Genomic DNA, 22,613 nt, shown 5'->3' with positions numbered 1-22,613 from the left:
GGGTACTGCCGGTCGGTCAGCCTGCGACCGGAGCCTTGTCGGGGTCGGAGGCCGGGTTCGGCGGGTCGACCGGTGTGGACGTCTCGTTCTGGCGGAACGGACGCATCAGGGTGCCGATGATCGAGAAGCGCCCCTGGCTCTTGCTGTAGACGTCGAACGCGACGGCCAGGAGGAGGACCAGGCCCTTGATGATCTGGACCATGTCCGAGCCCACGCCCTCCAGTTGGAGGCCGTTGTTGAGCAGCGCCATGACGAGACCGCCGACGATGGAGCCGCTGATGGTGCCGAGACCACCGGACACGGCGGCGCCGCCGATGAAGACGGCCGCGATGGCGTCGAGTTCCCAGCTCAGACCGTCCTGCGGGCCGGATGCCGCGGAACGGGCCACGAAGATCATGCCGGCGAGCGCGGCCAGCACGGACATGTTCATCATGACCAGGAAGTTGACGCGCCGGAGCTTGACGCCGGACAGCTCGGCCGCGCGGGAGTTGCCTCCGACGGCGTAGATGTGCCGGCCGCCGATGGTGTTGCGGGTGTAGTACGAGTACGCCAGCACCAGGGCGATCAGGATGATGCCGGAGATCGGGAAGCTGGTGCCGACCCGGCCGCCCGCGAAGCGCAGCGTCGTGAAGACGATGATGCCCACCATCACGGCCAGGCGGATCCCGGTCACCCACAGCGGCGCGGCGTCGGCGTGCATGACGCGCCGGGTCTGCCGGGCCCGCCACTCGCGCCAGGCCACGCCCGCGCAGGCGAGCAGGCCGAGCAGCAGCGTCAGGTTGTTGTAGCCGGTGTCCGGGCCCACCTCGGGCAGGAAGCCGGCACCGATGTCACGGAACCCGGTCGGGACCGGCACGGTGTCCGCGTTGCCGATGTACTGGTTGCCGCCGCGGAACAGGAGCATGCCGGCCAGGGTGACGATGAACGCCGGCACTCCCACGTAGGCGACCCAGAAGCCCTGCCAGGCGCCGATCGCCGCGCCGACGAGCAGGCCGAGCAGGATGCCCAGGGGCCAGGGGAGCGAGTGCTCCTGCATCGTCTTGGCGACCACGATCCCGGTGAACGCGGCCACCGAGCCGACCGACAGGTCGATGTGCCCGGCGACGATCACCATCAGCATGCCGATGGCCAGGATCAGGATGTAGGAGTACTGGCTGACCACGGCGATGAGGTTGCCGGAGGTCAGGGTCAGTCCCCCCGTCCAGATCTGGAACAGGAGCACGATCGCGACGAGCGTGGCGATCATGCCGAACTGGCGGGCGTTGGAGGCCGTGCCCCCGAAGAGGTTCTTCTGCAGGTCTGAGATGCGGCTCATGGGCTCGGTGTCTTCTTCATAGAGGTCATCTGTTTCATGAGGAGTTCCGGGTTCGCGTCGCGGCGCGTCACCTCACCGGTGATGGCGCCTTCGAACACCGTGTAGATGCGGTCGCACAGTCCGATGAGCTCGGGCAGCTCCGAGGAGATGACGATGACGCCCTTGCCCTCGCCCACCAGCCGCTGGATGATCCCGTAGATCTCGTACTTGGCACCCACGTCGATGCCGCGGGTGGGCTCGTCGAGGATGAGCAGGTCGGGGTCGGTGAACATCCACTTGGCCAGGACGACCTTCTGCTGGTTGCCGCCGGAGAGCTTGACGACCTCCTCGTCGACGCCGGGTGTCTTGATCCGGAGGTTCTGCCGGTACTCCTCGGCGATCCGGTGCTCGCGCACCGGGTCGATGACCTGGTGGCGGGAGATCTTCGACAGCTTGGCGGCGACCATCGAGGTCTTGATGTCGTCCAGCAGGTTGAGGCCGATCGACTTGCGGTCCTCGCTGACGTAGGCGAGGCCCTGCCGGATGGCCTCCGACACCGTCTTGAGGTGGATCTCCTTGCCGTCCTTGAAGACCCGTCCCGACAGGAAGGTGCCGTAGGAGCGGCCGAACAGGCTCATCGCGAGTTCGGTGCGCCCGGCGCCCATGAGGCCGGCGAAGCCGACGATCTCACCGCGCCGCACCGTGAAGGTGGAGCCCTTGCACACGAGCCGTTCGTCGGAGGCGGGGTGCCGCACGGTCCAGTCGCGGACCTCGAAGAACACCTCCCCGATGTCGGGAGTGTGGTCGGGGAACCGGCTGTCGAGTTCCCGGCCGACCATGCCGCGCACGATGCGGTCCTCGTTCACACCGTCGGCCTCGACGTCCAGGCTCTCGATCGTCCGGCCGTCGCGCAGGATGGTGATGGTGTCGGCGACCGCCTCGATCTCGTTCAGCTTGTGCGAGATCATGATCGAGGTGATGCCGCGGTCCCGGAAGCCGCGCAGCAGGTCGAGCAGGTGCTGCGAGTCGGTCTCGTTCAGGGCCGCGGTCGGCTCGTCGAGGATGAGCAGCTTCACGTCCTTGGCGAAGGCCTTGGCGATCTCGACGAGTTGCTGCTTGCCGACGCCGATGTCCTTGACGAGCGTGTCCGGGTCCTCCTTGAGGCCGACCTGCTCCATCAGCTCCAGCGCCCGGTGCTGTGCGGCCTTCCAGTCGATCGAGCCGCGTTTGCGCGGCTCGTTGCCGAGGAAGATGTTCTCCGTGATCGACATGCCGGGGACCAGCGCCAGTTCCTGGTGGATGATGACGATGCCGGCCTGCTCGCTGGCCCGGATGTCGTGGAACCTGACGGTGTCGCCCCGGTAGACGATCTCACCGGTGTAACTGCCGTGCGGGTGGACGCCGCTCAGCACCTTCATGAGGGTGGACTTGCCTGCGCCGTTCTCGCCGCAGATCGCGTGGATCTCCCCCTCCTTCACCACCAGGTTGACGTCCGCGAGCGCCGTCACGCCCGGGAACGTCTTGGTGATGGACCGCATCTCCAGCAGTACCGGGGCGCTGCTCATGCGCGGAGCTCCACGCCGCGGACGCCGCGAAGATCACGCGGGCCCGCCTCCCCTGGGATGCGACATTTCGTGGACATCAACTTGCCTCCGATGACACTGCGCCGTGCCTCCATGCCGGACCTGTTACGGCTTGGGCACCGGACTTTAAATCCATTTGTTTTACTAAGTCAACGCCCTTGAGCGGTATCGTCATTGCGGCAAGAGAGGAACGCGTGTGCGGCAAGCAGGAACAAACCTCCCCAAAGTCGGGCGGTACAACCGGGCGGTGGTCCTGGACCAGATCCAACTCGCGGACGGGATCAGCCGGGTCGAGATCGCCCAGAAGACGGGCCTGACCCCGCAGACCGTCTCGGGGATCGTGCGCCGTCTGCTGGACGAGGGGATCGTGCGCGAGGACGGGGCCAGCCGGGGCGCCGGCGGCGGCAAGCCCCGCACCACCCTGCGGGTCAACGCGGACGCGGGCAACGCCGTCGGTCTCGTCTTCGACCCGGTGGAACTCACCTGCTCCGTGGTCGACCTGCTCGGACGGCCGCTGGTCGTCAAGCGGCGCCCCACGCCCCCCGGCGCGGATCCGACACACGTGGTGGCCGCCATGGCCGACCTGGTCGCCGAGGTGCTGACCGAGGCCGACGTACCGCGCGGCAACGTCCTGGGGCTGGGCCTGGCCACCCCCGGCCCGATCGACCAGCGGAACGGCATGATCGTCGCCCCGCCGCAGCTCGCGCACTGGACCCGGGTGCCGCTGCAGCAGATGCTCAGCGACGCCACGGGCCTTCCGGTGACCCTCGACAACGACGCCACCGCCGCGGCGGTCGGCGAGCGCTGGTCGGGCGCGGGCCGGGGCGTGGCGAACTTCGCCTATCTGTTCTTCGGCACCGGCATCGGCGGCGGACTGGTCCTCAACCACCAGGTGTACCGGGGCGGTTCGCTCAACGCCGGCGAGTTCGGCCATTCCACGGTGGTGTCGGACGGGCCCGAGTGCTACTGCGGCAACCGGGGCTGCCTGGAAGGACTGGCGAACCCGTCCGCGATCGTGGCCGAGACGCACCGCCGCCTCATCGACAAACCCGGCGGCAGCGTGCTGTCACCGGCGTTCGACCGGGACCCGGCCTCCGTCGACCACGCCGCGGTCCAGCTCGCGGCGGGAGCCGGTGACCCGGTCGCGGCCGCGGTCGTCGACGAGGCCGCGCAGCACGTCGCCACGGTCGCGGTGACGATCGCCAACTTCATCGACGTGGACCTCATCATCCTCGGCGGTCACGGCATCCAGCACGTCGAGTCCCGCTACGTCGACGCGGTCGCCTCCGCCCTGACCGCGAAACCCCTGGCCCGGCACATCCGCGTCGTCCAGGTCGCGGCCTCCCCGCTCGGCGCCGACGCGGCCGTCGTGGGCAGCGCCGCGCTCGTACTGCACGCCACCTACTCGCCGCAACTGTCGTCGCTCGTCCTGGACTGACGGAGGACGGATGACGGGCGGACGACGGGGGTCACATGGGGTGACGTCAGCGGGCCAGCGCGCCGATGAGGCGCTCGACCGCCGCGACGTACCCGGAGTTGTCCAGTTCGGGATCCCAGGCGGTCTGCAGCGCCAGCCCCTGGTAGATCGCGACGAACACCCTGGCCAGGCCGTCGGCCGGCCACGCGGCGTCCAGTTCGCCGCGCTCCTGGGCCGCCCGGACCAGGTCGCCGACGACTGCGCGGGGACGGTCCACACCCTCGCGCGCCACCGCGTGCACCCGCGGTGCCCGCAGGGCCTCGGCCCAGATCTGGACGCCGAGTTGCACACGCTGCCGCTCGTCGGCGTCGGCCAGCGAGCGCAGGAGTTCCAGGTAGCCGCCGGCGACGCCCGGGAAGGCGTCGGCGGGGTTCCCGGCGGGTTCGTCCAGGTGCAGCCTGCGGGCCTGCTGATCGTGCCATTGGTCCGCGATGGCCACGACCATGTCGTCCTTGTCGGCGAAGTAGCGGTAGATCAGACCGGCGCTGAAACCGGACTCGGCCGCGATGTCCTGGATGGTGGTGCGGTGGAAGCCCGCGCGGGCGAAGCAGCGGGCGGCGGCGTCGAGGATCTGCGCGCGCCGTGCCCGCAGATGCTCCTCACTGACCTTGGGCATCACCTCACCTCGGCCTGGGCGATGCGGTAGAAGGGCGCGGCCGGCTCGTGCCGCCCCAGGGGCTCCAGATAGTGCGCGGCGGCCTCCCTCGCCGATCGGTCCAGGGTGAGCTCCAGCCCCCGCTCGGCGAGGTACGCCGGGAGTTCGTCGGGGACGAAACCGAAGGTGAACGGCTCCCCGGCCGCACGCACGGTGTCCGCCCAGGCGGTGACGCCGTCGAAGTCCCCGGTTCCGTCCAGGGCCCGCCGGTCCATGTAGGTGAGGACGATCCGGCTGCCGGGCGCCAGCGCGGTGGCGAGCGCCGTCAGCGTGGCGTGCACCGATGCCGCGTCGAGGTAGTTCGTCACGCCCTCCCAGACCACCACCGCCCGGTCGTCGCCCGGTCCCGCGTCGCGCAGCACGTCGCCGAGGTCCTCCCGCATCAGGTCCGCCGGAACGAACCGGACGCCGCCGCCCGGTCGCCCCGCACGGGCGGACCACGCGCCGGCCAGTCCGCGCTTGACCGTCTGCGTCGCCGGGTGGTCGACCTCCAGGACGGTGGCGGTGCGCGCCGCGTCCAGCCGGAAGGCCCGGCTGTCGTACCCCGCGCCGAGCAGGACGAGGTGCCGGGTGCCGTGTTCCAGGGCGTCCACGACCAGGTCGTCGATCAGCCGCGTGCGGACCACGGCCGAGGCGCGCGGACCGGCCGGCCAGCGCCGGTCGATCCGGCGCTCGAGGAACCGCGCCACGCCCGGGCAGCGGGCGACCGTCAAGGCCAGGCGGTGGCCGCGGCCGAGGCACGAGGCGGCGTACGGGTCGGTGAACAGGCGCGGCCCCCGGCGCACCGACTCCAGTGCCCGGAACAGGGCGACGTGCTGCGCTGTACGGCTGGCTGTGCTCTGCATGGGCCCATCATAATGAATGGACGTCCATTTTTTGTCCGGGGCTCCGGAACGGCCTCCGGCAGCAGGCCGTCACTCCTCGTCGGTAGGGGTCAGCCCCACCTCGAACAGGGCCCGGGCGGCCGCATCGGTCCGGCCCGGCAACCGGTCCACCCGCACCTCGCGGATACGGAATCCGAGCCGCCTGCAGGTCTCCGTCAACCGGGGCAGCAGGGCCGTGCCGGTGCGGTAGGTCAGTGGCAGTTCGGAGACCGTGGCCGTCGCGCCCGGCGGCAGGCGGCACAAGACGGGGGTACCCGCGCACCGCGTCCCTGCGCACGAGGATCAGGGCGCCGGCGACGCCGACCAGCGTGTGGGTACGCAGCCCCCGCAGCCCCGCGCTCCTCGGCTGGGCCGCCCGCTCCCGGCCGATCAGGGTGGACAGCACCAGGGCCGGCCCGAGTTCGGCCAGTTGCCGCAGACCCTGCCCGTTCGCCACGTCCCACAGCGGCGCCGCCACCTCGGCCATGCGCACCCCCACCCCACGCGACGGCGTCCGGGCGGGCGCCGCTACCGGTAACCCCACTCGTGTGCCCCGGACACGGAGGGCGAAAAGCACCGGCCCGGGATCGGCGCGGGACCTGCCGTCACGCCAACGGGAGCCTGACGCGCAGCAACGCGCCGCCCTGCGGGGCCGATCCGGCGTCGGCGTGCCCGCCGTGCCGCTGGACGATGTCACGGACGATCGCCAGGCCGAGCCCGGCGCCTCCCGCGTCGCGGGTGCGTGACTCGTCCAGCCGGATGAAGCGGTCGAAGACGCGTTCCCGGTCGGCCTCCGGGATGCCCGGGCCGTCGTCGGTCACCTCCAGGACGGCCCACCGGGCGTCACGGGTGACGCGCACCGCGACCGACCCGGTCGCGTGACGCCGGGCGTTGTCCAGGAGGTTGTCCAGGACGCGTTCCAGCCCCTGCCGGTCACCGCGGACCGTCACGGTCTCCGGGGCCTCGACGGTCACGGGCACCGCGCCCGAGCGCAGCGCGACCTTCTCGCGGGCCAGTTCGTCCAGGGCGACCGGCTCCATGGGGGTCTCCTCCCCCGCGTCGAAGCGGGCGAGCAGGAGGAGGTCGGAGGCGAGCGTCTGGAGCCTCGTGACGTCGTCCACCGCGCTGTCCAGGTCCAACAGGGCCGGGTGGGCGGCCGCCACCTCCAGTTCGGTGCGCAGCGCCGCGATCGGGCTGCGCAGTTCGTGGGACGCGTCGGCCACGAAGCGCCGTTGCCTTTCGACGGCGGCCTGCAGGGCCGTGAGCGTCTCGTTGGTGGCCCGCGCCAGCCGGGCCACCTCGTCGCGGGCCGGGGGCACGGGCACCCTGCGGGAGAGGTCGGTGCTGGAGGTGATGGCCTCCATCTCGGCGCGGATGGCGTCGACGGGGCGCAGCGCGTTGCGTGCGCCGAGCCAGGTCACCGTCCAGACCACGGCGAGCATCACGGGCAGGCCGGCCGACAGGAAGACGACCGCCGTGCGGACGGCGTCCTGTTCGGCGGAGAGGGAGGCGCCCGCGGTGACGGTGTAGCGCTCGCCGTCGCGTTCCCCCGAGAGGGCGGCGAACCGGTACGACGCCTGCCTGCCGTCCACGGTCGCGGTCCCCGTGCCGTACTCCGCCTCGGTCTCCGTGTCGCCGTCGTCGTCCGGGTCCGGCACCGGCGCACCGGTGATCTGCCGGACGTCCTCCCCGGCCGCGAGGAGGGTGCCGCCGCCGTCGGTGACCCGTACCGGGTACTCGTCGCCGTCCGGCAGGTCGAGGCGGTCGTACGGGGTCCCGGCGGCGATCTCGGCGGCCACCTCGCGCGCGGCGACCTCGGCCCGCAGGCCGGCCTGCCCGGTGAGGTTCGCCCGCAGGGCGAGGACGAGGCCGAGGCCCGCGAGGACCAGGGCGACGCCCACCACCGCGGTCGCGGACAGTGCCGTGCGGGCGCGGACGGACCTCATCCGGCCTCCATCACGTATCCGGCGCCGCGGACGGTGCGGATGGTGGCGGCCCCGAGTTTGCGGCGCAGCGCGCTGACGTAGACCTCGACGATGTTGGGGTCGCCGCTGTAGGCGAAGTCCCACACGTGCTCGATGATGTCGGCCTTGGTGACCACCTCGCCGGCGTTGAGCACCAGGTGCTCCAGCACGGCGAACTCCCGTGCGGTGAGCGGGACCTCGGCCCCGTCTCGGGTGACCCTGCGGCGGCCGGGCTCGACGGTCAGCGCACCGATGGTGACCACGGGTGAGCCGCCGTGGGAGCGCCGCCGCAGCAGCGCGCGGACGCGGGCCAGGAGCACGACGTACGCGAAGGGCTTCGTCAGGTAGTCGTCGGCGCCGGTGTCCAGACCCTCCGCCTCGTCGTACACCCCGTCCTTGGCGGTCAGCATCAGGATCGGGGTGTCGTCGCCCGCGGCCCGCAAGGCGGCGCAGACGCGGTAGCCGTTCATGCCGGGCAGCATGATGTCCAGCAGGATCAGGTCGTAGGCCTGCTGCGCGGCCTGGTGCAAAGCTTCGGCGCCGTCGTGCACCACGTCGACGCCGAAGCCCTCGGCTGTCAGCCCCTTGGCCAGTGAGGCGGCAAGGCTGCGCTCGTCCTCCACGATCAGCAGGCGCATGGGTACAGGGTGCCAAAACGCTCCTGAGGATTCCTTCAGGATCCTTCAGCGTGGCTTCAGGTGCGGCGGGCGACCGTGGTGGTCATCGGATCACCCACGGAAGGGACACATCATCATGAGGCGCAAGACGCTGATCGCCACCGCGGCCGCCGTCGCCGTCCTGGCCGGAACGGGAGGCGTCGCGGCGGCCGCCATGGCGGACGACGACCGTGAGCGACCCGCCGCCGTGGCCACCGACGACCGCGACGACCGCGACGCCGGTGACGACAAGGCCCGGGACGGCGGCACCCGCACGGTGAGCCTCTCCGACGCGGTCACCGCGGCACGGGCCGAGGCCCCGGGCACCGTGGTGTCGGCCGAACTGGACGAGGACCGCGGACGCGCCGAATGGGAGGTCGAGACGCTGGCCGAGGACGGCACCTGGCACGAGGTGACGATCGACGCCGCGAACGGCAAGGTCGTCACCACCCGCGAGGAGCAGGACCGGCAGGACGCCGACGAGGCCCGGGACGCACTGCGCGGCTCACGCACCGACCTCGTGGAGGCGGCGAAGGCGGCCGCCGGCGCCCACCCCGGTACGGTCACCTCCGTCTCCCTCGACGACGACACCCGCGGCTGGGAGGTCGAACTCCACGAGAACGGCACCGAGCACGAGGTCCGCGTCGACCCGGCCACCGGGGACACCACCTGACGGTGGGCCCGGGGCGCGGGACTCAGATCCGCGGCTCGGGCGGGAAACCGGTCCAGCGAAGCCCCTCCGGCAGGTGGCGCATGTCGTTCTGGACCAGGACGGAGACGGGCCGCCCCGGCATGTAGCGGATGACGGTGAGGGCCGCATTGGCCTGGTTCACACCGAGCCACCGCCATGCCGGGGCGTCCATGGCATGCCTCACCAGCCAGCCCACCAGGAAGTTGTGGGTGACGACCAGTTCGTGCCGCTCCCGGTCGCCCTCGGCGGGGCCGGTGAACTGCTCCAGCGCGCGCAGGGCCAGCGAGGGACCGACCGCGCGCTCCTCCGCCGTGGCGCCGTCCAGGAAGCGCAGGAGGTGGTCGGCGCTGTCCGGGGGCAGTTCCTCCCGCCGCGGGAAGTACGGGACGTAGTCGCCGGCGGTCTCCGAGACGCGGAGGTCGGCACCGTCCAGGTGCTCCCCGATCAGGGCCGCCGTCTGGGCGGCCCTGGGCAGCGGGCCGTGGTGGACCACGGAGATCGGCCGGCCCGCCAGCCGGCGGCCGAGCAGGTCCGCCTGGCGGCGCCCGTCGTCCGACAGCCCGCTCTCGTCCGGCAGTGCCTCTCCGTGCCGGACCAGATAGAGGTAGCGTGTGGCCGCAGCCGCCATGCCCGGGCTCCTTCGCGAAGCGTCGTGATCGTGTGGTCGTTCCCGGGCACGACGCCGTGGCCGCCGTCCCCGGTTCCCGCGGGCGGTGCGTCAGGGCAGCAGGGCGAGGGCGCTGTACCAGACCGGGCCCGGGTTGAGGCGGTCCGGGTGGAGCTGCAGCATCCGGTCGTAGAACGGGCGGGGGCGCGGTTTCTCCGCGAGCAGCCGCTGTGCGTCGAGCAGGTAGTCGCGGGTCTGCTCCAGGATCACGGGGTCGTCGGGCAGGGCCTTGTTCTTGTGGCCGGCCACGACCGCGCGCGGGTTCAGCGCGAGGACGGTGCCGATCGCGGTGAGCCACTTGTCGATGCCGCCGCCGGCGCTCTCCCGCAGGTACTGGTGCACGCCGTTGTAGGCCACGTCGCCGGCCACCACGAGGCCGATCGACGGGACGTGCAGCACGGTCGTGTCGTCGGTGTCGGTGTGGCCGGTCTCCACCACGTGCAGCGGGTGCCCTTCCAGCGCGAACCCGTCGTCCGGGACGACCCGGTAGACCACGGGGCTGTCCGGGATGAGCCCGGGGAAGTCCACGTCCCATCTGGTCCGGCGGCCCTCGCCGGCCTGCCGGTGCATCAGCCCGATGGTGCCCTCGGTCGCGTACGGCACCGCCCCGGGGAAGCGCCGCAGCAGCAGGCCGGTGCCGAACCAGTGGTCACCGTGGCCGTGGGTGGCGTAGACGTGGGTGAGCCGCCGGCCGGAGCGTTCGATCCAGTCGCCGACGTCGCGCACCTGGTCGCGGGTGAACGGCGGGTCGACGAGGACCGCTTCCGCGGCGCCGAGGATCAGGGTGGACGTCAGCGGCGAGGAGTGGATGGCGCTTCCGTCGGGCAACCGGGGGCCCTGGGCGCGGCGCAGCCCGTCGCACACGTGGGTGTCGTAGCGGAGATCCGTCATGCCGGTTCAGCCGAGCCCGGCGGGCACCGGCGCCTCCATCAGGGCCAGCAGGCGGGCGACCTTGTGGTCGAGTTCCAGGCCCACTCGGGTGATCTCCTCGCTCCCGTAGCTGCGGAAGTGGGAGCTCGGCTTGTCGATCACGAATCGCGGCCCGTCGGCCCCCCGGTAGATCTCGGTGCGCAGCGGCGCGTGCATCATGGCGGAGGGGTCGTGGCGGAACATCCGCTCGGCGATGGCGTAGTTGCCCATGAGGTACATCACGAACGGCGTCGCGTCCCCGGCGAGGGTCATGAGCGCCGTTCCCGCGTTCTTCCAGAAGATCATGAATCCGTGGGGCGCGTTGCTCGCGGCCAGGGCGAGGGCGCTCTCCCACGTGCCGCCGGAGCGGATGACGTCCTGGACCTCCGTTTCCCGGTAGTCGGGCACGAGGGACTCGTAGCGCCGCACGGCCTCCTCGAACGTTCCGGGCAGGGGGACGTCGAACCTGGTGACGTCGTAGTCGACCGTTCGTGCCTCGGACACCTGGATCACCTCGGACGGCACGGCGCACCGCCGCGCCCTCCTCCCATCGTCCCTCCGCGGCACGTCGGCGCAACTCCGTGCTCACACCCAGTTGCGCCGGGCCGCCGCGACGCCCGCGCCGAACCGGTTGGTGGTGCCCAGTTCCGCGTAGAGATCCTGGATCCGCCGGCGCAGGGTGCGCGTCGAGACACCGAACTGGCGGGCGATGGCGTCGTCCTTGACCCCGGCGGCGAAGAGCGCGAGCAGGTTCCGCTCCTCATCGGTGGGTTCGCGCACCGGGTCGCCCGGGTCGCCCGGGTCGGACGGCCGCGGCGCCGACGGCTGCTGGGAGCCCGGTCCGGCCAGCGGGACGGCGCCTGCCCAGTAGCGCTCGAAAAGCTCGGTCAGGGCCTCCAGCAACGGGGGCGCCTCGGTGTAGAGGGTGTCGGTGCTGTCGGGACCCAGACTCAGCGACACCATGGCCGCCGAGCGGTCGGCCATGGTCAGCTTGATCGGCAGCGAGGACACGACCCTGGCCTCCTCGCCGCGCGACACGAGGCTGCCCAGCTCCTGTCCCCCGCCGTCCTCGTCGAAGCTGGCGGCCGCGTAGACGACCCGCACCCGTACGCCGCGCCGTACGGCGGCCTCGTCGAGCGGCCCGTTCGGTGCGAAGTGGAAGGGGGGCCGGGCCAGGCCGCAGATCTCGTACGTGGCGGTCTGGTTCAACCGGTAGTAGCAGTCCCCGACTTCCTCCGGGCCGCTGATCGTCCGTGTGGCGGGTTCGCCGGCGCTGGACCGCCTGGCCTCGTCGAACAGCGCTCCGAGCGGCCCGGTGGCGTCGCGTATGGCGGCCAGTTGGCGTTCGCGGGACTCCACCAGTGCCCGCAGCGCGTGACGCGGATCCAGGGTCAGGTACTCGCCGGAGGAGCGGCGGCTGAGCAGTCCGGAGTGGTGCAGGCGTTCCAGCAGGGCCACCGCCGCTCCGGTGCCCAGCCCGAACGCCGCGGTGACGTCGTCGGCCGTACCGCCACCGTGGGCGAGCAGACCGCGGTAGACGGCCTCCGCCCCCGCGTCCAGTCCGACCAGCTCCAAGGGTGCGGCGCCTTCCGTCATCGTTCTCCACCTCTGACCTTCGTGCACGTGAGCGAACTGACGTCATATCACCAACGTGTGATAAGTGTGGCGCGGTACGGCGGCCGCTCACACCGTGCAGTGTGTCTCGCTTGCCGATCATTGCGCCGCTTTGCGCCCTGTCCACTTGGTGACATGGCACAGAAGTGCCAAAGGGCCGCCTTTACAGGGATCCGAACGGATGGCTGACTGCGTTCAACCCCAGCCCATCGATTCCATGAGGTTCCCTTGCGCATGCCTCCGTCCCGCAGACGCGGGTTGACAGCCGCCGTCGCCGCCCTCGTGGTGCTGACGGCCACGGGTCCGGTCGCGTCGGCCGACTCCTCGGCGACATCCCCCTCCCCCACCGCGACCGGTACCGCTCCCGCGGCCGTGCGCACCGTCACGCTGATCACCGGTGACAAGGTCACCGTGACCGGGAACGGCCGCACAGAGTCCGTCACCTCGGTCACCGGCCCGAACGGCAGGACCGCCGGCGCCCACGTGATGTCGGTGGGCTCGGACACCTATGTGTATCCCGAGGCCGCGGTGCCCTACATCGCGTCAGGAGCCCTGGACGAGGGGCTCTTCAACATCACCTCGCTGCTGGCGGACGGTTACGACGACGCCCGCACCGACCGGCTGCCGCTCATCGTCACCTACACCGACGCCGCCGCCCGCTCCCGCACCGCGAAGACCCCGGAGGGCGCGCGCAGGACGCTGACCCTCAGCAGCATCCAGGGCGCGGCGATCTCCGCCGAGCACGACCGGGCGGCGGACTTCTGGTCCTCTCTGACCGGTGCCGGGGCGAAGGCCGCCGGGACCGCCGCGAAGACGGCGGACGGCGCACGGCTGGCCGGCGGCGTCGCCAAGGTGTGGCTGGACGGCAAGGTCAAGGCCACGCTGTCCGACACGACGGCGCAGATCGGCGCCCCGGAGGTGTGGGGCGGCGGGGACACCGGGCAGGGCGTGGACGTCGCCGTGCTGGACACCGGCATCGACGCCGCGCACCCGGACTTCGCCGGCCGCATAGCGGCGACGGAGAGCTTCGTGCCCGACCAGGACGTCACCGACCGGCACGGTCACGGCACCCATGTCGCCTCCACCGTCGCCGGCACCGGCGCCGCCTCCGGTGGCACGGAGAAGGGCGTCGCCCCGGGCGCGTCCCTGCACATCGGCAAGGTCCTGGACGACTTCGGCAGCGGCCAGGACTCCTGGATCCTCGCCGGCATGGAATGGGCCGCTCGCGACCAGCACGCCAAGGTCGTCAGCATGAGCCTGGGCGGTGACGCGACCGACGGCACCGACCCGCTCAGCGAGGCGGTGAACCGGCTCAGCGAGGAGACCGGTGCGCTGTTCGTCATCGCGGCGGGCAACTCCGGCCCGGCGCCCTACACCGTGAGCGCCCCCGGTGCCGCCGACGCCGCGCTGACGGTGGGCGCGGTCAACGGGCCCGGCAAGGGCGTGGACCAGCTGGCGGAGTTCTCCAGTCGCGGCCCCCGCGTGGGCGACAACGCCGTCAAGCCCGACCTCACCGGCCCGGGGGTGAACGTGCTGGCCGCGCGCTCGCAGTACGCCCCTGAGGGCGAGGGCGCGTACCAGACGATGAGCGGCACCTCCATGGCGACGCCCCACGTCGCGGGCGCCGCGGCCCTGCTGGCCGCCAAGCACCCCGGCTGGACGGGGCAGCAGCTCAAGCAAGCCCTGGTCAGCACCACCGCGAGCACCCAGCGGTTCAGCCCCTTCGAGGCGGGCAGCGGGCGCGTGGACGTCGCCGCCGCCGTGAAGGCCACGCTGGTCGCCTCCGGTGACGCGTACGCGCAGACGCACTACCCGTACACGCCGGGCCAGACGGTCCGCAAGGACGTCACCTACACCAACTCCGGCGCCGAACCGGTCACCGTGGACCTGTCGCTGAACCCGGGCCAGCTGCCCGAGGGCCTGTTCACCCTGACCGAACCGCGGCTGACCGTGCCCGCCCACGGCACCGCCTCCGTGGGCGTGATCACCCACCTCGACGCGGCCGAGGACAACGGCGCCTACTCCACCCGCCTCGTCGCCACCGGCGCCGACGGCACGGCCCTGGCCCGCACCACGGTCGGGGTGAACAAGGAGGGCCGCCGGACCATGCTGACGGTCTCCGCGAAGGACCGCCACGGCAAGGCCCTGCCCGGCACCCTCATCCTCAAGGACGTGGAGCGCAACACCGCACCCAAGGCGTTCGCCGTCGACGCCTCGGGCCGCATCGACCTGCGCCTGTCCCCGAGCACCTACTCCGCGTGGCTGAACGCCGACGTGCCCGGCATCGACGGTACGCACACGCTGGGCTTCGCGATGTTCTCGGCGCCGCAGATCGACCTGGACGTGGACCGCACCGTGCGGTTCGACGCCGCGAGCCTGCGCAAGGCGGCCGCCGTCACGCCGCAGCCGACCGCGAACGAGTTCATGCGAGTGGACCAGTACCGCACCAACGGCGACCTGTTCCCGTTCCTGGACAGCTACATGCCCGAGTACTGGCGCTACGACAGCCTCTGGGTGACCCCGACGCCGAAGGTGACGAAGGGCTCGTACCACTTCGCGACCCGCTGGCGGCAGATCCAGCCGCCGCTGACGTTCTCCTCCGGCTCGCAGACCTACGACGACGTCACCATCCAGAGCATGTCCCCCAAGCTGGGGGACGGCACGGGCACCTACCGGGCGGTCTGGGCCGGTGACGGCTCCGCCGCGGACTTCGGCAAGGCCAAGGTGCGCGGCCAGATCGCGGTCGTCCGCCGCAGCGACACGGTGTCCGCCCCGGACCAGGCCGCCGCGGCGGCGAAGGCCGGCGCACGGCAGCTGCTGATCCTGAACAACGGCTACGGCAAGTACGACCCCTGGGCCGACCTGCCCGACGCCGCCCCGCTCCCCGTGGCCTCGCTCGGCACCGACGACAGCGCACGGCTGCTCAGCCGGCTCCGCAAGCCCGGCACAGCGACGCTGAAGGTGGTCTCGCACCCGTACCCGCGCTACGCGTACGACCTGATCCGCCACCACGACGGAGCGGTCCCGAAGGACCCGTCCTACCGTCCCCGCCCCGGGGACCTGGCCCGCATCGACGAGTCGTTCCGCAACAGCACGCAGGCCGAGGCCGTGGCGTACCGCGAGGACGTGTCGCTCGTCTTCAACCGGCCCACGCTCATCCAGGCGACGCGGGTCGCGGCCCAGGGCACCCTCACGTCCTGGGTCTCGGCGGGCGACGACGCCCGCTGGATCTCCTCCGCCGCCATGCGCGACCTCGGCCAGCGGGGCGTGACGCGCACCTACAAGGCGCGCAGCACGAACACCGAGACCTGGTTCTCGGCGATCCAGCACCCGCGGGTGCTCAACGACGGCATCAGCTGGACGGCTCCCTACCGGGTGGGCGACATCATCAGCACGTCCGTCCTGCCGGCCTGGGGCGACTCGGGCGGTCACTCGGGCGTCGCCTGGGTGGACGGCAACACCTCGAAGGTCTCGCTGTACCAGGGCGACCAGCTGCTCGGTGAGGACTACAACGAGCGCATCGTCACCGCCGAGGGGCTGTCACAGGACCCGCAGCCCTACCGGATCGTGGTGGAGGGCGAGCGGAACACACCGGACCGCCCGTACTCGACCCGCACCCGTACCGAGTGGGGATTCACCTCGAGCACCGCGGACTACTCGGTCATCACGCCCCTGCCGCTGGTGCAGCTCGACTACGCGGTGGCCGTCGACCTGTCGGGCAAGGCCCAGCGGCGGACCGGCCTGACGGTCACCGCCTCGCACCTGAAGGGCGCGGCGGGCGCCGGGGCGATCCGCACGGTGACCCTCGAGGTGTCGTACGACGACGGCGCCACCTGGCGCAAGGCGACGCTGCGGCAGTCGGGCGGCGGCTGGAAGGCGCAGCTCGACGCGCCGTCGCGGGCCCGCTTCGCGAGCCTGCGCACGACGGCGCGGGACTCGAAGGGGAACAGCGTCAGCCAGACCCTGATCCGCGCCTTCGGCGTCAAGTAGCCGAAGGCGGTACGGACGAAGGGCCCTTGTCCCCGGTGCGAACCGGGGACAAGGGCCTTTCCAGGGGTGTCGGCTCGGGTCGGGGCCGACGCGACGCGGGAGGCGTTGAGGAGGGGGTCGTCCTCCCGCGCCGCGGTTCAGGGGTGGTTACCCGGTGAATCCGATCCGGGTCCAGTCGGTGTCCTGGAACCCGAAGGCGCCGTAGTTGGCCACGTCGGACTTGGCCGCGACGATCTGCGGGCGCTGGTAGAGCGGCAGGTTGGCGGCCAGCTTCCACAGTCCGGCGTCGGCGGCGTCGAGGTCGGCGAGATAGGCGGAGTGGTCCACCTCGGTGCCGGCCTTGTGCATGTCGGCGTCGATGGCCGCGGTCCCGATGCGCGCGTAGTTCTGGCCGATGTTCCCGTGCTTCGGGGAGACGAAGGTCGCCGCGCCGTTGGTCAGCGGGAAGAACGGCACGGAGCCGATGCCGCTGAACAGCGTGAGGTCGAACTTCCCGGCGCTGACGTCGTTGAAGAAGTCGTCGCTCGGCTTGACCTTGGTGTCGAGCGTGACGCCCACGTTCTTGAGCATCGCCGTGAACAGCTGCGCCTCGTTGGCGGCGATGGGTGTGCCCGACGGGATGGTCAGGGTCAGCTCCAGCGGCTTGCCGTCCTTCTCGCGGACGCCGCCGTTCATCCGCCAGCCCGCCGCGTCCAGTTGACGCCCCGCCTCGGCGGGGTCGTAGCGGCCGAGCGAGCCCGCGTTGTCGCGGTAGGCGACGTCGTTGTTGACGAGGAAGTGGTTGTCGAGGGGCTTGGCCGGGAAGGGCAGGCCGTTGAGGTCGGCCTTGCCGATGGCCTGGCGGTCCAGGGCCATGAACAGGGCCCGGCGGACCCGGACGTCCTTGAGCAGCGGGCTCCGGCCGTTGACGACCATCTGGCGCAGGTTGGGGGCGCCCGCCACACGGATGGAGGTGTGCGGCACCTTCTGCGCCTGCTTGTAAGCGGCCACGTCCGGCCCGATGTCCTCGACGTCGATCTCGCCCGAGGCGAAGGCCCCGGGGGTCGACGCGGCGTCCAGGGTACGGAAGTTGATGCCGTCGAGCACCGGCTTCGGACCCCACCAGCGGGGGTCGCGGACCTCGGAGACGACCTTGGTCGTCGGATCCATCCTGCTGATCTTGAACGGGCCGGCGGTGACGGGGATGCGGTTCTTGTAGCCGGTGTCGAACTTCCGCGGGGTGTCGATCTGCGACGCCGGGTACAGCGGCGAGAACAGCGTCTGCCACTCGGAGAACGGCGTGGCGTAGGTGACGACGACGTGCCGTGCGTCGCTCCCCTGCGCGACCGAGGCGATCTGCTCGTAGCCGGAGGTGCTGACGGGCGTGTACTTGGGGTTCCTCCCGTTCTGCGCCTGCCAGTCCGCCCGGAAGTCCTTCCAGGTGATGGGGGTGCCGTCGGACCACCGGGCCCTGGGGTTGATCGCGTAGGTCGTGACCTGCCTGCCGTGCTTGACGGCGGTGGCCACCTCGCTGAGGTAGTCCGGGTTGGGGGTCCGCTTGTTGTCGGGGGTGCTGTGGAAGAGCGCCGGCAGCAGCGGGGCCATCGTCGTGGTCACGGCGACGGTGTTCTGCGACGCCGCGTTGAGGCTGTTCCACTGGGTGGCGTACTCGTCGACGGGGAAGTTGAGCGTGCCGCCCTGCCGGAGTTTCGCCGGGTCGACGGGGTTGATCTGGTTGAGCGTCGCCTTGGGCGGGGCCTTCGGCGCCGACGAGTTCGCGTCGCCCTTGCCTGCGCCGCACGCGGTGGCGCCGGCGAGGAGACCCGCGGACACCACGACTGCCGTGGCCAGCCTTACGGACTTTCGGTTCAACGGGACTCTCCTTGTGGGTTCCGTGGGTGGGGTGTCCGCCGCGCGGGGCGGCCGGGGCGCGGATGCGTCACGGGCCGTGGATGTCCCACGGGCCGTGGGCGCGTCACAGGACCTCCAGGGCGGCCGCGAAGTGGCAGGCGGCGCTGTGGTCCTCGCCCAGGGCCCCGGCGGCGGGGTCCTCGGTGTCGCACCGCCCGGACTCGGCCGGCGCGAGGTCGCGGTACTTGGGGCAGCGGGTGCGGAACCGGCAGCCCGAGGGGGTGTCCGCGGGGCTGGGGAGGTCGCCCTGCAGGATGATCCGGCGGCGCTGCCGCTCCTTGCGGGGGTCGGGCAGGGGTACGGCCGACAGCAGGGCCTGGGTGTAGGGGTGGGCGGGGCGGGCGAAGACGTCCTCGACGTCGCCGGTCTCGACGATGCGGCCGAGGTACATGACGGCGACGCGGTCCGCGATGTGCCGGATGACCGACAGGTCGTGCGCGATGAACAGGTAGCTGAGACCGAGTTCGGCCTGCAGTTCGTCGAGCAGGTTGATCACTCCGGCCTGGATCGAGACGTCCAGCGCGGACACCGGCTCGTCCAGCACGACCAGCTTGGGGTCCAGGGCCAGCGCCCGGGCGATGCCGATCCGCTGCCGCTGCCCGCCGGAGAACTCGGCGGGGTAGCGCTCGGCGTGCTCGGGCAGCAGCCCGACGAGGCGGAGCAGTTCCGGGACGCGCTCGGCGATGCGTGCCCGGTCCCAGCCGTGGGTGCGCAGCGGCTCGGCCAGGATGTCGCCGACCGGCATACGGGAGTCCAGTGACGCCATCGGGTCCTGGAACACCACCTGCAGGTCCCTGCGCAGCTCCCGCCGTCCCCTGCCGTCCAGCTGCCCGACGTCCTTGCCGAGGACGGCCACGCTGCCGGCGCTCCGGCCGGCGAGGTCGAGGACCTGCAGCATGGTGGTGGTCTTGCCGCAGCCGGACTCGCCGACCAGCGCGAGGGTCTCGCCCTCGCGGATGTCGAAGTCCACGCCGTCGACCGCCCGCACCGTGCCCACGCGGTGCTTGAACACCGAGCCCCGAAGGAGCGGGAAGTGCTTGGTGAGGTTGGTGACCCGCAGGACCTCGGGCCGCTCGGCGCGCGGGAGTCCGCCGGGGCGGCGCGGCGAGGCGGGGGTGGGGAACATGCCCGGCGACGGGATCCCGCCGGGCACGTCGATCTCGTGCCCGCGGTGGCAGGCCGTGGCGTGCGCGGCCCCCCTCGCGACGGCCCGCAGAGCGGGCTCCTCGGTACGGCAGCGGTCCACGGCCACCGGGCAGCGCGCCGCGAAGGGGCAGCCCGCCGGCAGGTCCACCATCGACGGCGGCGTGCCCTCGACGGGGGTCAGGGCCGTCCGGTCCCCGGCGTCCAGCCGCGGCACCGAGCCGAGCAGGCCGATGGTGTAGGGCATGCGGGGCGTGGCGAACAGCTCGTCGGCCGTCCCGGTCTCCACCGGCTTGCCGGCGTACATGACGACCACCCGGTCGGCCGTTCCGGCCACCACCCCGAGGTCGTGGGTGATCATGAGGATCGCCGCTCCGGTGACCTCCTGGGCCTTCTTCAGGACCTCCAGCACCTGCGCCTGGATGGTGACGTCGAGCGCCGTGGTGGGCTCGTCGGCGATGATCACCTCGGGGTCGTTGGCGATGGCCATGGCGATCATCGCCCGCTGGCGCATGCCGCCGGAGAACTCGTGCGGGAAGGCGTCGACGCGCCGCCCGGGGTCGGGGATGCCCACCAGGTCCAGCAGTTCCAGAGCCCGTTCGCGGGCCTGGGCGGCGGTGAGGTCCTGGTGGATCCGCAGGGCCTCCACCAACTGGGTGCCGATGGAGAAGACGGGGGTGAGCGCGGACAGCGGGTCCTGGAAGACCATGCCGATGTCACGGCCGCGGATGCCGGACATCTGCCGGTCCGGCAGCCCGAGCAGCTCGCGGTCCCCGAGCCGTACGGAACCGGTGACCTCGGCGTCGTCCGGGAGCAGTCCGAGCACTGCCGTGGCGGTGACGGACTTGCCCGAGCCGGACTCGCCGACGACGGCGAGGGTCTCGCCGGCGCGGAGCGTGAAGTCCACGCCGCGGACCGCGTGCACCCGTCCGGCCTCGCCCGGGAAGGACACCCGCAGGTCGCTCACGGTCAGGACCGGGCTGCCGGCGGCGGGCCGGGGGGAGGGGACGCCGAGGACGGCGGTGGGGTGGGTCATGGGGTGACTCCTTCCTGTGTGGCTGCCGCCGGGACGACTGCGGCGGTGGGCTTGCGGCGCGGGACCCGCCCGGCGCGCGCATGGCGCGACCTGGGCGTGCCCGGCCGGGCGCGCCTGCGGGACTTCGCTCCGCGCGCCGTCGGGTCGAAGGCGTCCCGCAGTCCGTCGCCGATGAACGCGACGGAGAGGCCGATCAGGACGAGGAAGGCGGCGGGGAAGAAGAACAGCCACGGGGAGGTGTTGGCGTCCGGCGTTCCGGCGGCGATGAGAGTGCCGAGCGAGACGTCGGGCGCCTGGATGCCGAACCCGAAGTAGGACAGCGAGGTCTCGCCGAGCACGATCGCGCCGACCTGTACGGTCGCGTCGATGATGAGGATCGAGGCCGCGTTGGGGAGGATGTGGCGGAAGATGACGACCAGCGGGTGCACGCCCATGTAGCGCGCGGCGAGCACGTACTCCCGTTCCCGCAGGGTCTGGGTCATGCTGCGCACCACCCGGCCGGTGATCATCCAGCCGAACGCCGCGAGCAGGATCACGAAGAACAGCCAGGTGCCGTGCTGGAACGCCGGTGACAGCACCGCGAGCAGCAGGAACGCCGGGATCACCAGCATCAGGTCGAGGAACCACATCAGGACCCGGTCGGTCCAGCCCCCGAAGTAACCGGCCGAGGCGCCCACCACCGCGGCGATCAGCGTGGTGAGCGGCCCCCCGACGAGTCCGACCACCAGTGACTTCTGCAGGCCCCTCAGCGTGAGCGCGAACAGGTCCTGGCCCGAGTGGGTGGTGCCGAACCAGTGCGCGGCGCCGGGCCCGGTGTCCAGACTGGCGAAGTCGTTGTCGTGGTACGTCCAGTGCAGGAAGGGCGGTACGGCATACGCCAGCAGCACCAGGGCGATGACCAGGGCGATGCCCACCAGGGCCAGCCGGTTGCGGGCGAAGCGGGCGAGGACGAGCGCGCCGCGGCTCCTGCTCCGGGGTGGCGCCGGCGTCCCGGCGGCGCTTGCGGGGGTGGTCATGGGGGAAACTCCTCGAGTCGGGCGATCCGGTCGTTCACCTGGGTTCACGTCTGTTCACCTGGGGCGACGTGGGCCTTCTCAGGTGCGGACCCGTGGGTCGAGCGCCGCGTAGACGAGGTCGGAGAGCAGTCCCGCGATCAGGACGATGCCGGCGGTGAAGATCGCCACGGCGGCGACCGCGTTGACGTCGTTGCTGGTGATGGAGTCGACCAGCCACTCCCCCATGCCGTGCCAGCCGTAGATCTCCTCGGTGAAGGTGGCGCCGGTGAACAGCAGCACGACGTTGTAGACCACCAGCGGCATCACCGGGATGACCGCGGTGCGCAGTCCGTGCCGCAGGACCGCCTGGCGGCGCCGCAGCCCCTTGGCGCGGGCCGTCCGCAGGAAGTCGCTGCCCAGGACGTCGAGCATGGTGCCGCGCTGGTAGCGGCTGAAGAACGGGATCTGGGCGAGCAGCAGGGTCAGCGTCGGCAGCACGAGGTGTTCGAGGTTGTTGAGGACGACCGGGAGGGTGCCGTGCACTTTCGGGTCGTACATCCCGATGTACTGCACCAGCGGCCCGTCGCCGGCGGTGTCCAGGGTCCGCAGTCCGACCGCGATCACCACGACCGGGGTGGCCAGCAGGACGTAGGAGACGATCGTCGACACCCGGTCGGACGGCCGGTACTGCCGCAGCGCGTTCCAGGCGCCCACCGCGACGCCGCCGACGGCGCCCAGGACGGTCGCGACGAAGAGGAGCTCGGTGCTCACCAGGACGCGGCGGCCCAGCTCGGTGTTGACGGACGCGCCGTCGTATGTCCTGCCGAAGTCGCCGTGCAGCACGATCCCGGTCAGCCAGCGCCAATAGCGGAGGTACACGGGTGTGTGCGGGTCGAGGTTGTAGCCGTGCAGGATCGTGTAGATCGAGTGCAGCGGCGGCCGGGGATTCTTCGACAGGTAGTTGATGTCGGGGTGGAGGGTGAAGGATGCGAGAAAATACGTCGCGCTGGCCGCGATGAACACCAGGATTGCGTAGTTGCCGAGGCGGCGCAGTAGGTAACGGCCCAACGTGCTTTCTCCTTCGTATGGCCCGCGCTGTGAGCAGGGCCTTCAACCGAGTCGGCGGGGGGCTCGCGAACAATGGGTGGCCATCGCCCGACGGCTCGGTAAATATCCTCCTGCAACC

The 22,613-nt window shown here is 71.6% G+C and carries 18 protein-coding genes; 3 read left to right on the top strand and 15 right to left on the bottom strand.

Features of this window, described 5'->3' with window-relative positions:
• Window positions 1–16: 16 nt before the first annotated feature.
• Window positions 17–1,315 (bottom strand): multiple monosaccharide ABC transporter permease, encoded by a 1,299-nt coding sequence (gene mmsB, locus OIE69_RS39820; protein ID WP_326580122.1) that lies wholly within the window; start codon window positions 1,313–1,315, stop codon window positions 17–19.
• On the bottom strand, window positions 1,312–2,859 hold the full coding sequence (gene mmsA / locus OIE69_RS39815) for a multiple monosaccharide ABC transporter ATP-binding protein (protein ID WP_326580120.1): 1,548 nt from the start codon (window positions 2,857–2,859) through the stop codon (window positions 1,312–1,314). The genes mmsB and mmsA overlap by 4 nt, the downstream gene beginning before the upstream one ends.
• A gap of 265 nt (window positions 2,860–3,124) precedes the next feature.
• Here mmsA and OIE69_RS39810 point away from each other — a divergent pair, with 265 nt between their 5' ends.
• On the top strand, window positions 3,125–4,315 hold the full coding sequence (locus tag OIE69_RS39810) for an ROK family transcriptional regulator (RefSeq protein ID WP_326580118.1): 1,191 nt from the start codon (window positions 3,125–3,127) through the stop codon (window positions 4,313–4,315).
• A gap of 46 nt (window positions 4,316–4,361) precedes the next feature.
• Here the strand turns inward: OIE69_RS39810 and OIE69_RS39805 are convergent, their stop codons facing one another.
• The 5 genes from OIE69_RS39805 to OIE69_RS39785 all read right to left on the bottom strand — a co-directional run bounded on the left by OIE69_RS39805 (window position 4,362) and on the right by OIE69_RS39785 (window position 8,474).
• Entirely contained in the window at window positions 4,362–4,970 is a 609-nt protein-coding gene (locus tag OIE69_RS39805; RefSeq protein WP_326580116.1) for a TetR/AcrR family transcriptional regulator, read from the bottom strand.
• The gene (locus tag OIE69_RS39800) at window positions 4,970–5,854 is read right to left on the bottom strand and encodes a class I SAM-dependent methyltransferase (protein ID WP_326580114.1); all 885 of its coding nucleotides are present in this window, start codon (window positions 5,852–5,854) and stop codon (window positions 4,970–4,972) included. Before OIE69_RS39800 ends, OIE69_RS39805 begins: the two co-directional genes overlap by 1 nt.
• 69 nt (window positions 5,855–5,923) lie before the next feature.
• Window positions 5,924–6,136 carry a hypothetical protein gene (locus tag OIE69_RS39795; RefSeq protein WP_326580113.1) on the bottom strand — a complete coding sequence of 71 codons (213 nt, stop codon included), beginning with the start codon at window positions 6,134–6,136 and terminating at the stop codon, window positions 5,924–5,926.
• Window positions 6,137–6,477: 341 nt separating this feature from the next.
• Window positions 6,478–7,818 carry a sensor histidine kinase gene (locus OIE69_RS39790; protein WP_326580112.1) on the bottom strand — a complete coding sequence of 447 codons (1,341 nt, stop codon included), beginning with the start codon at window positions 7,816–7,818 and terminating at the stop codon, window positions 6,478–6,480.
• On the bottom strand, window positions 7,815–8,474 hold the full coding sequence (locus OIE69_RS39785; protein WP_326580111.1) for a response regulator transcription factor: 660 nt from the start codon (window positions 8,472–8,474) through the stop codon (window positions 7,815–7,817). The genes OIE69_RS39790 and OIE69_RS39785 overlap by 4 nt, the downstream gene beginning before the upstream one ends.
• Before the next feature lie 115 nt (window positions 8,475–8,589).
• Between OIE69_RS39785 and OIE69_RS39780 the strand changes: the two genes are divergently transcribed.
• Entirely contained in the window at window positions 8,590–9,165 is a 576-nt protein-coding gene (locus tag OIE69_RS39780; protein ID WP_326580110.1) for a PepSY domain-containing protein, read from the top strand.
• Window positions 9,166–9,187: 22 nt separating this feature from the next.
• Here OIE69_RS39780 and OIE69_RS39775 read toward each other — a convergent pair whose 3' ends face one another.
• The 4 genes from OIE69_RS39775 to OIE69_RS39760 form a co-directional block, all read right to left on the bottom strand.
• Window positions 9,188–9,811 (bottom strand): histidine phosphatase family protein, encoded by a 624-nt coding sequence (locus OIE69_RS39775; protein ID WP_326580108.1) that lies wholly within the window; start codon window positions 9,809–9,811, stop codon window positions 9,188–9,190.
• Window positions 9,812–9,901: 90 nt separating this feature from the next.
• Window positions 9,902–10,741, bottom strand: coding sequence for an MBL fold metallo-hydrolase (locus OIE69_RS39770; protein WP_326580106.1), 840 nt, complete (start codon window positions 10,739–10,741; stop codon window positions 9,902–9,904).
• A gap of 6 nt (window positions 10,742–10,747) precedes the next feature.
• Complete coding sequence (locus tag OIE69_RS39765; protein ID WP_326580104.1) at window positions 10,748–11,263, bottom strand: hypothetical protein; 516 nt, start codon at window positions 11,261–11,263, stop codon at window positions 10,748–10,750.
• 81 nt (window positions 11,264–11,344) lie between these two features.
• Window positions 11,345–12,355 (bottom strand): LuxR family transcriptional regulator, encoded by a 1,011-nt coding sequence (locus tag OIE69_RS39760; protein WP_326580102.1) that lies wholly within the window; start codon window positions 12,353–12,355, stop codon window positions 11,345–11,347.
• 252 nt (window positions 12,356–12,607) lie between these two features.
• On the opposite strand from OIE69_RS39760, the gene OIE69_RS39755 reads away from it, so the two are divergent.
• Entirely contained in the window at window positions 12,608–16,363 is a 3,756-nt protein-coding gene (locus tag OIE69_RS39755; RefSeq protein ID WP_326580100.1) for a S8 family serine peptidase, read from the top strand.
• Window positions 16,364–16,510: 147 nt separating this feature from the next.
• Here the strand turns inward: OIE69_RS39755 and OIE69_RS39750 are convergent, their stop codons facing one another.
• The 4 genes from OIE69_RS39750 to OIE69_RS39735 all read right to left on the bottom strand — a co-directional run bounded on the left by OIE69_RS39750 (window position 16,511) and on the right by OIE69_RS39735 (window position 22,495).
• Window positions 16,511–18,214 (bottom strand): ABC transporter family substrate-binding protein, encoded by a 1,704-nt coding sequence (locus OIE69_RS39750; RefSeq protein WP_326580098.1) that lies wholly within the window; start codon window positions 18,212–18,214, stop codon window positions 16,511–16,513.
• Window positions 18,215–18,317: 103 nt separating this feature from the next.
• Window positions 18,318–20,432: an ABC transporter ATP-binding protein gene (locus OIE69_RS39745; RefSeq protein ID WP_326580097.1), complete on the bottom strand. Its 2,115-nt coding sequence runs from the start codon at window positions 20,430–20,432 to the stop codon at window positions 18,318–18,320.
• Complete coding sequence (locus OIE69_RS39740) at window positions 20,429–21,448, bottom strand: ABC transporter permease (RefSeq protein WP_326580095.1); 1,020 nt, start codon at window positions 21,446–21,448, stop codon at window positions 20,429–20,431. Before OIE69_RS39740 ends, OIE69_RS39745 begins: the two co-directional genes overlap by 4 nt.
• Before the next feature lie 78 nt (window positions 21,449–21,526).
• Window positions 21,527–22,495, bottom strand: a complete 969-nt coding sequence (locus OIE69_RS39735) for an ABC transporter permease (protein ID WP_326580093.1) — start codon at window positions 22,493–22,495, stop codon at window positions 21,527–21,529.
• Window positions 22,496–22,613: the final 118 nt, after the last annotated feature.

Source organism: Actinacidiphila glaucinigra (genome assembly GCF_035918135.1).
Taxonomy (GTDB): domain Bacteria; phylum Actinomycetota; class Actinomycetes; order Streptomycetales; family Streptomycetaceae; genus Actinacidiphila; species Actinacidiphila glaucinigra.
Note: the sequence above shows the minus strand (reverse complement) of the source record. Positions and strands in the feature narration are given on the sequence as shown.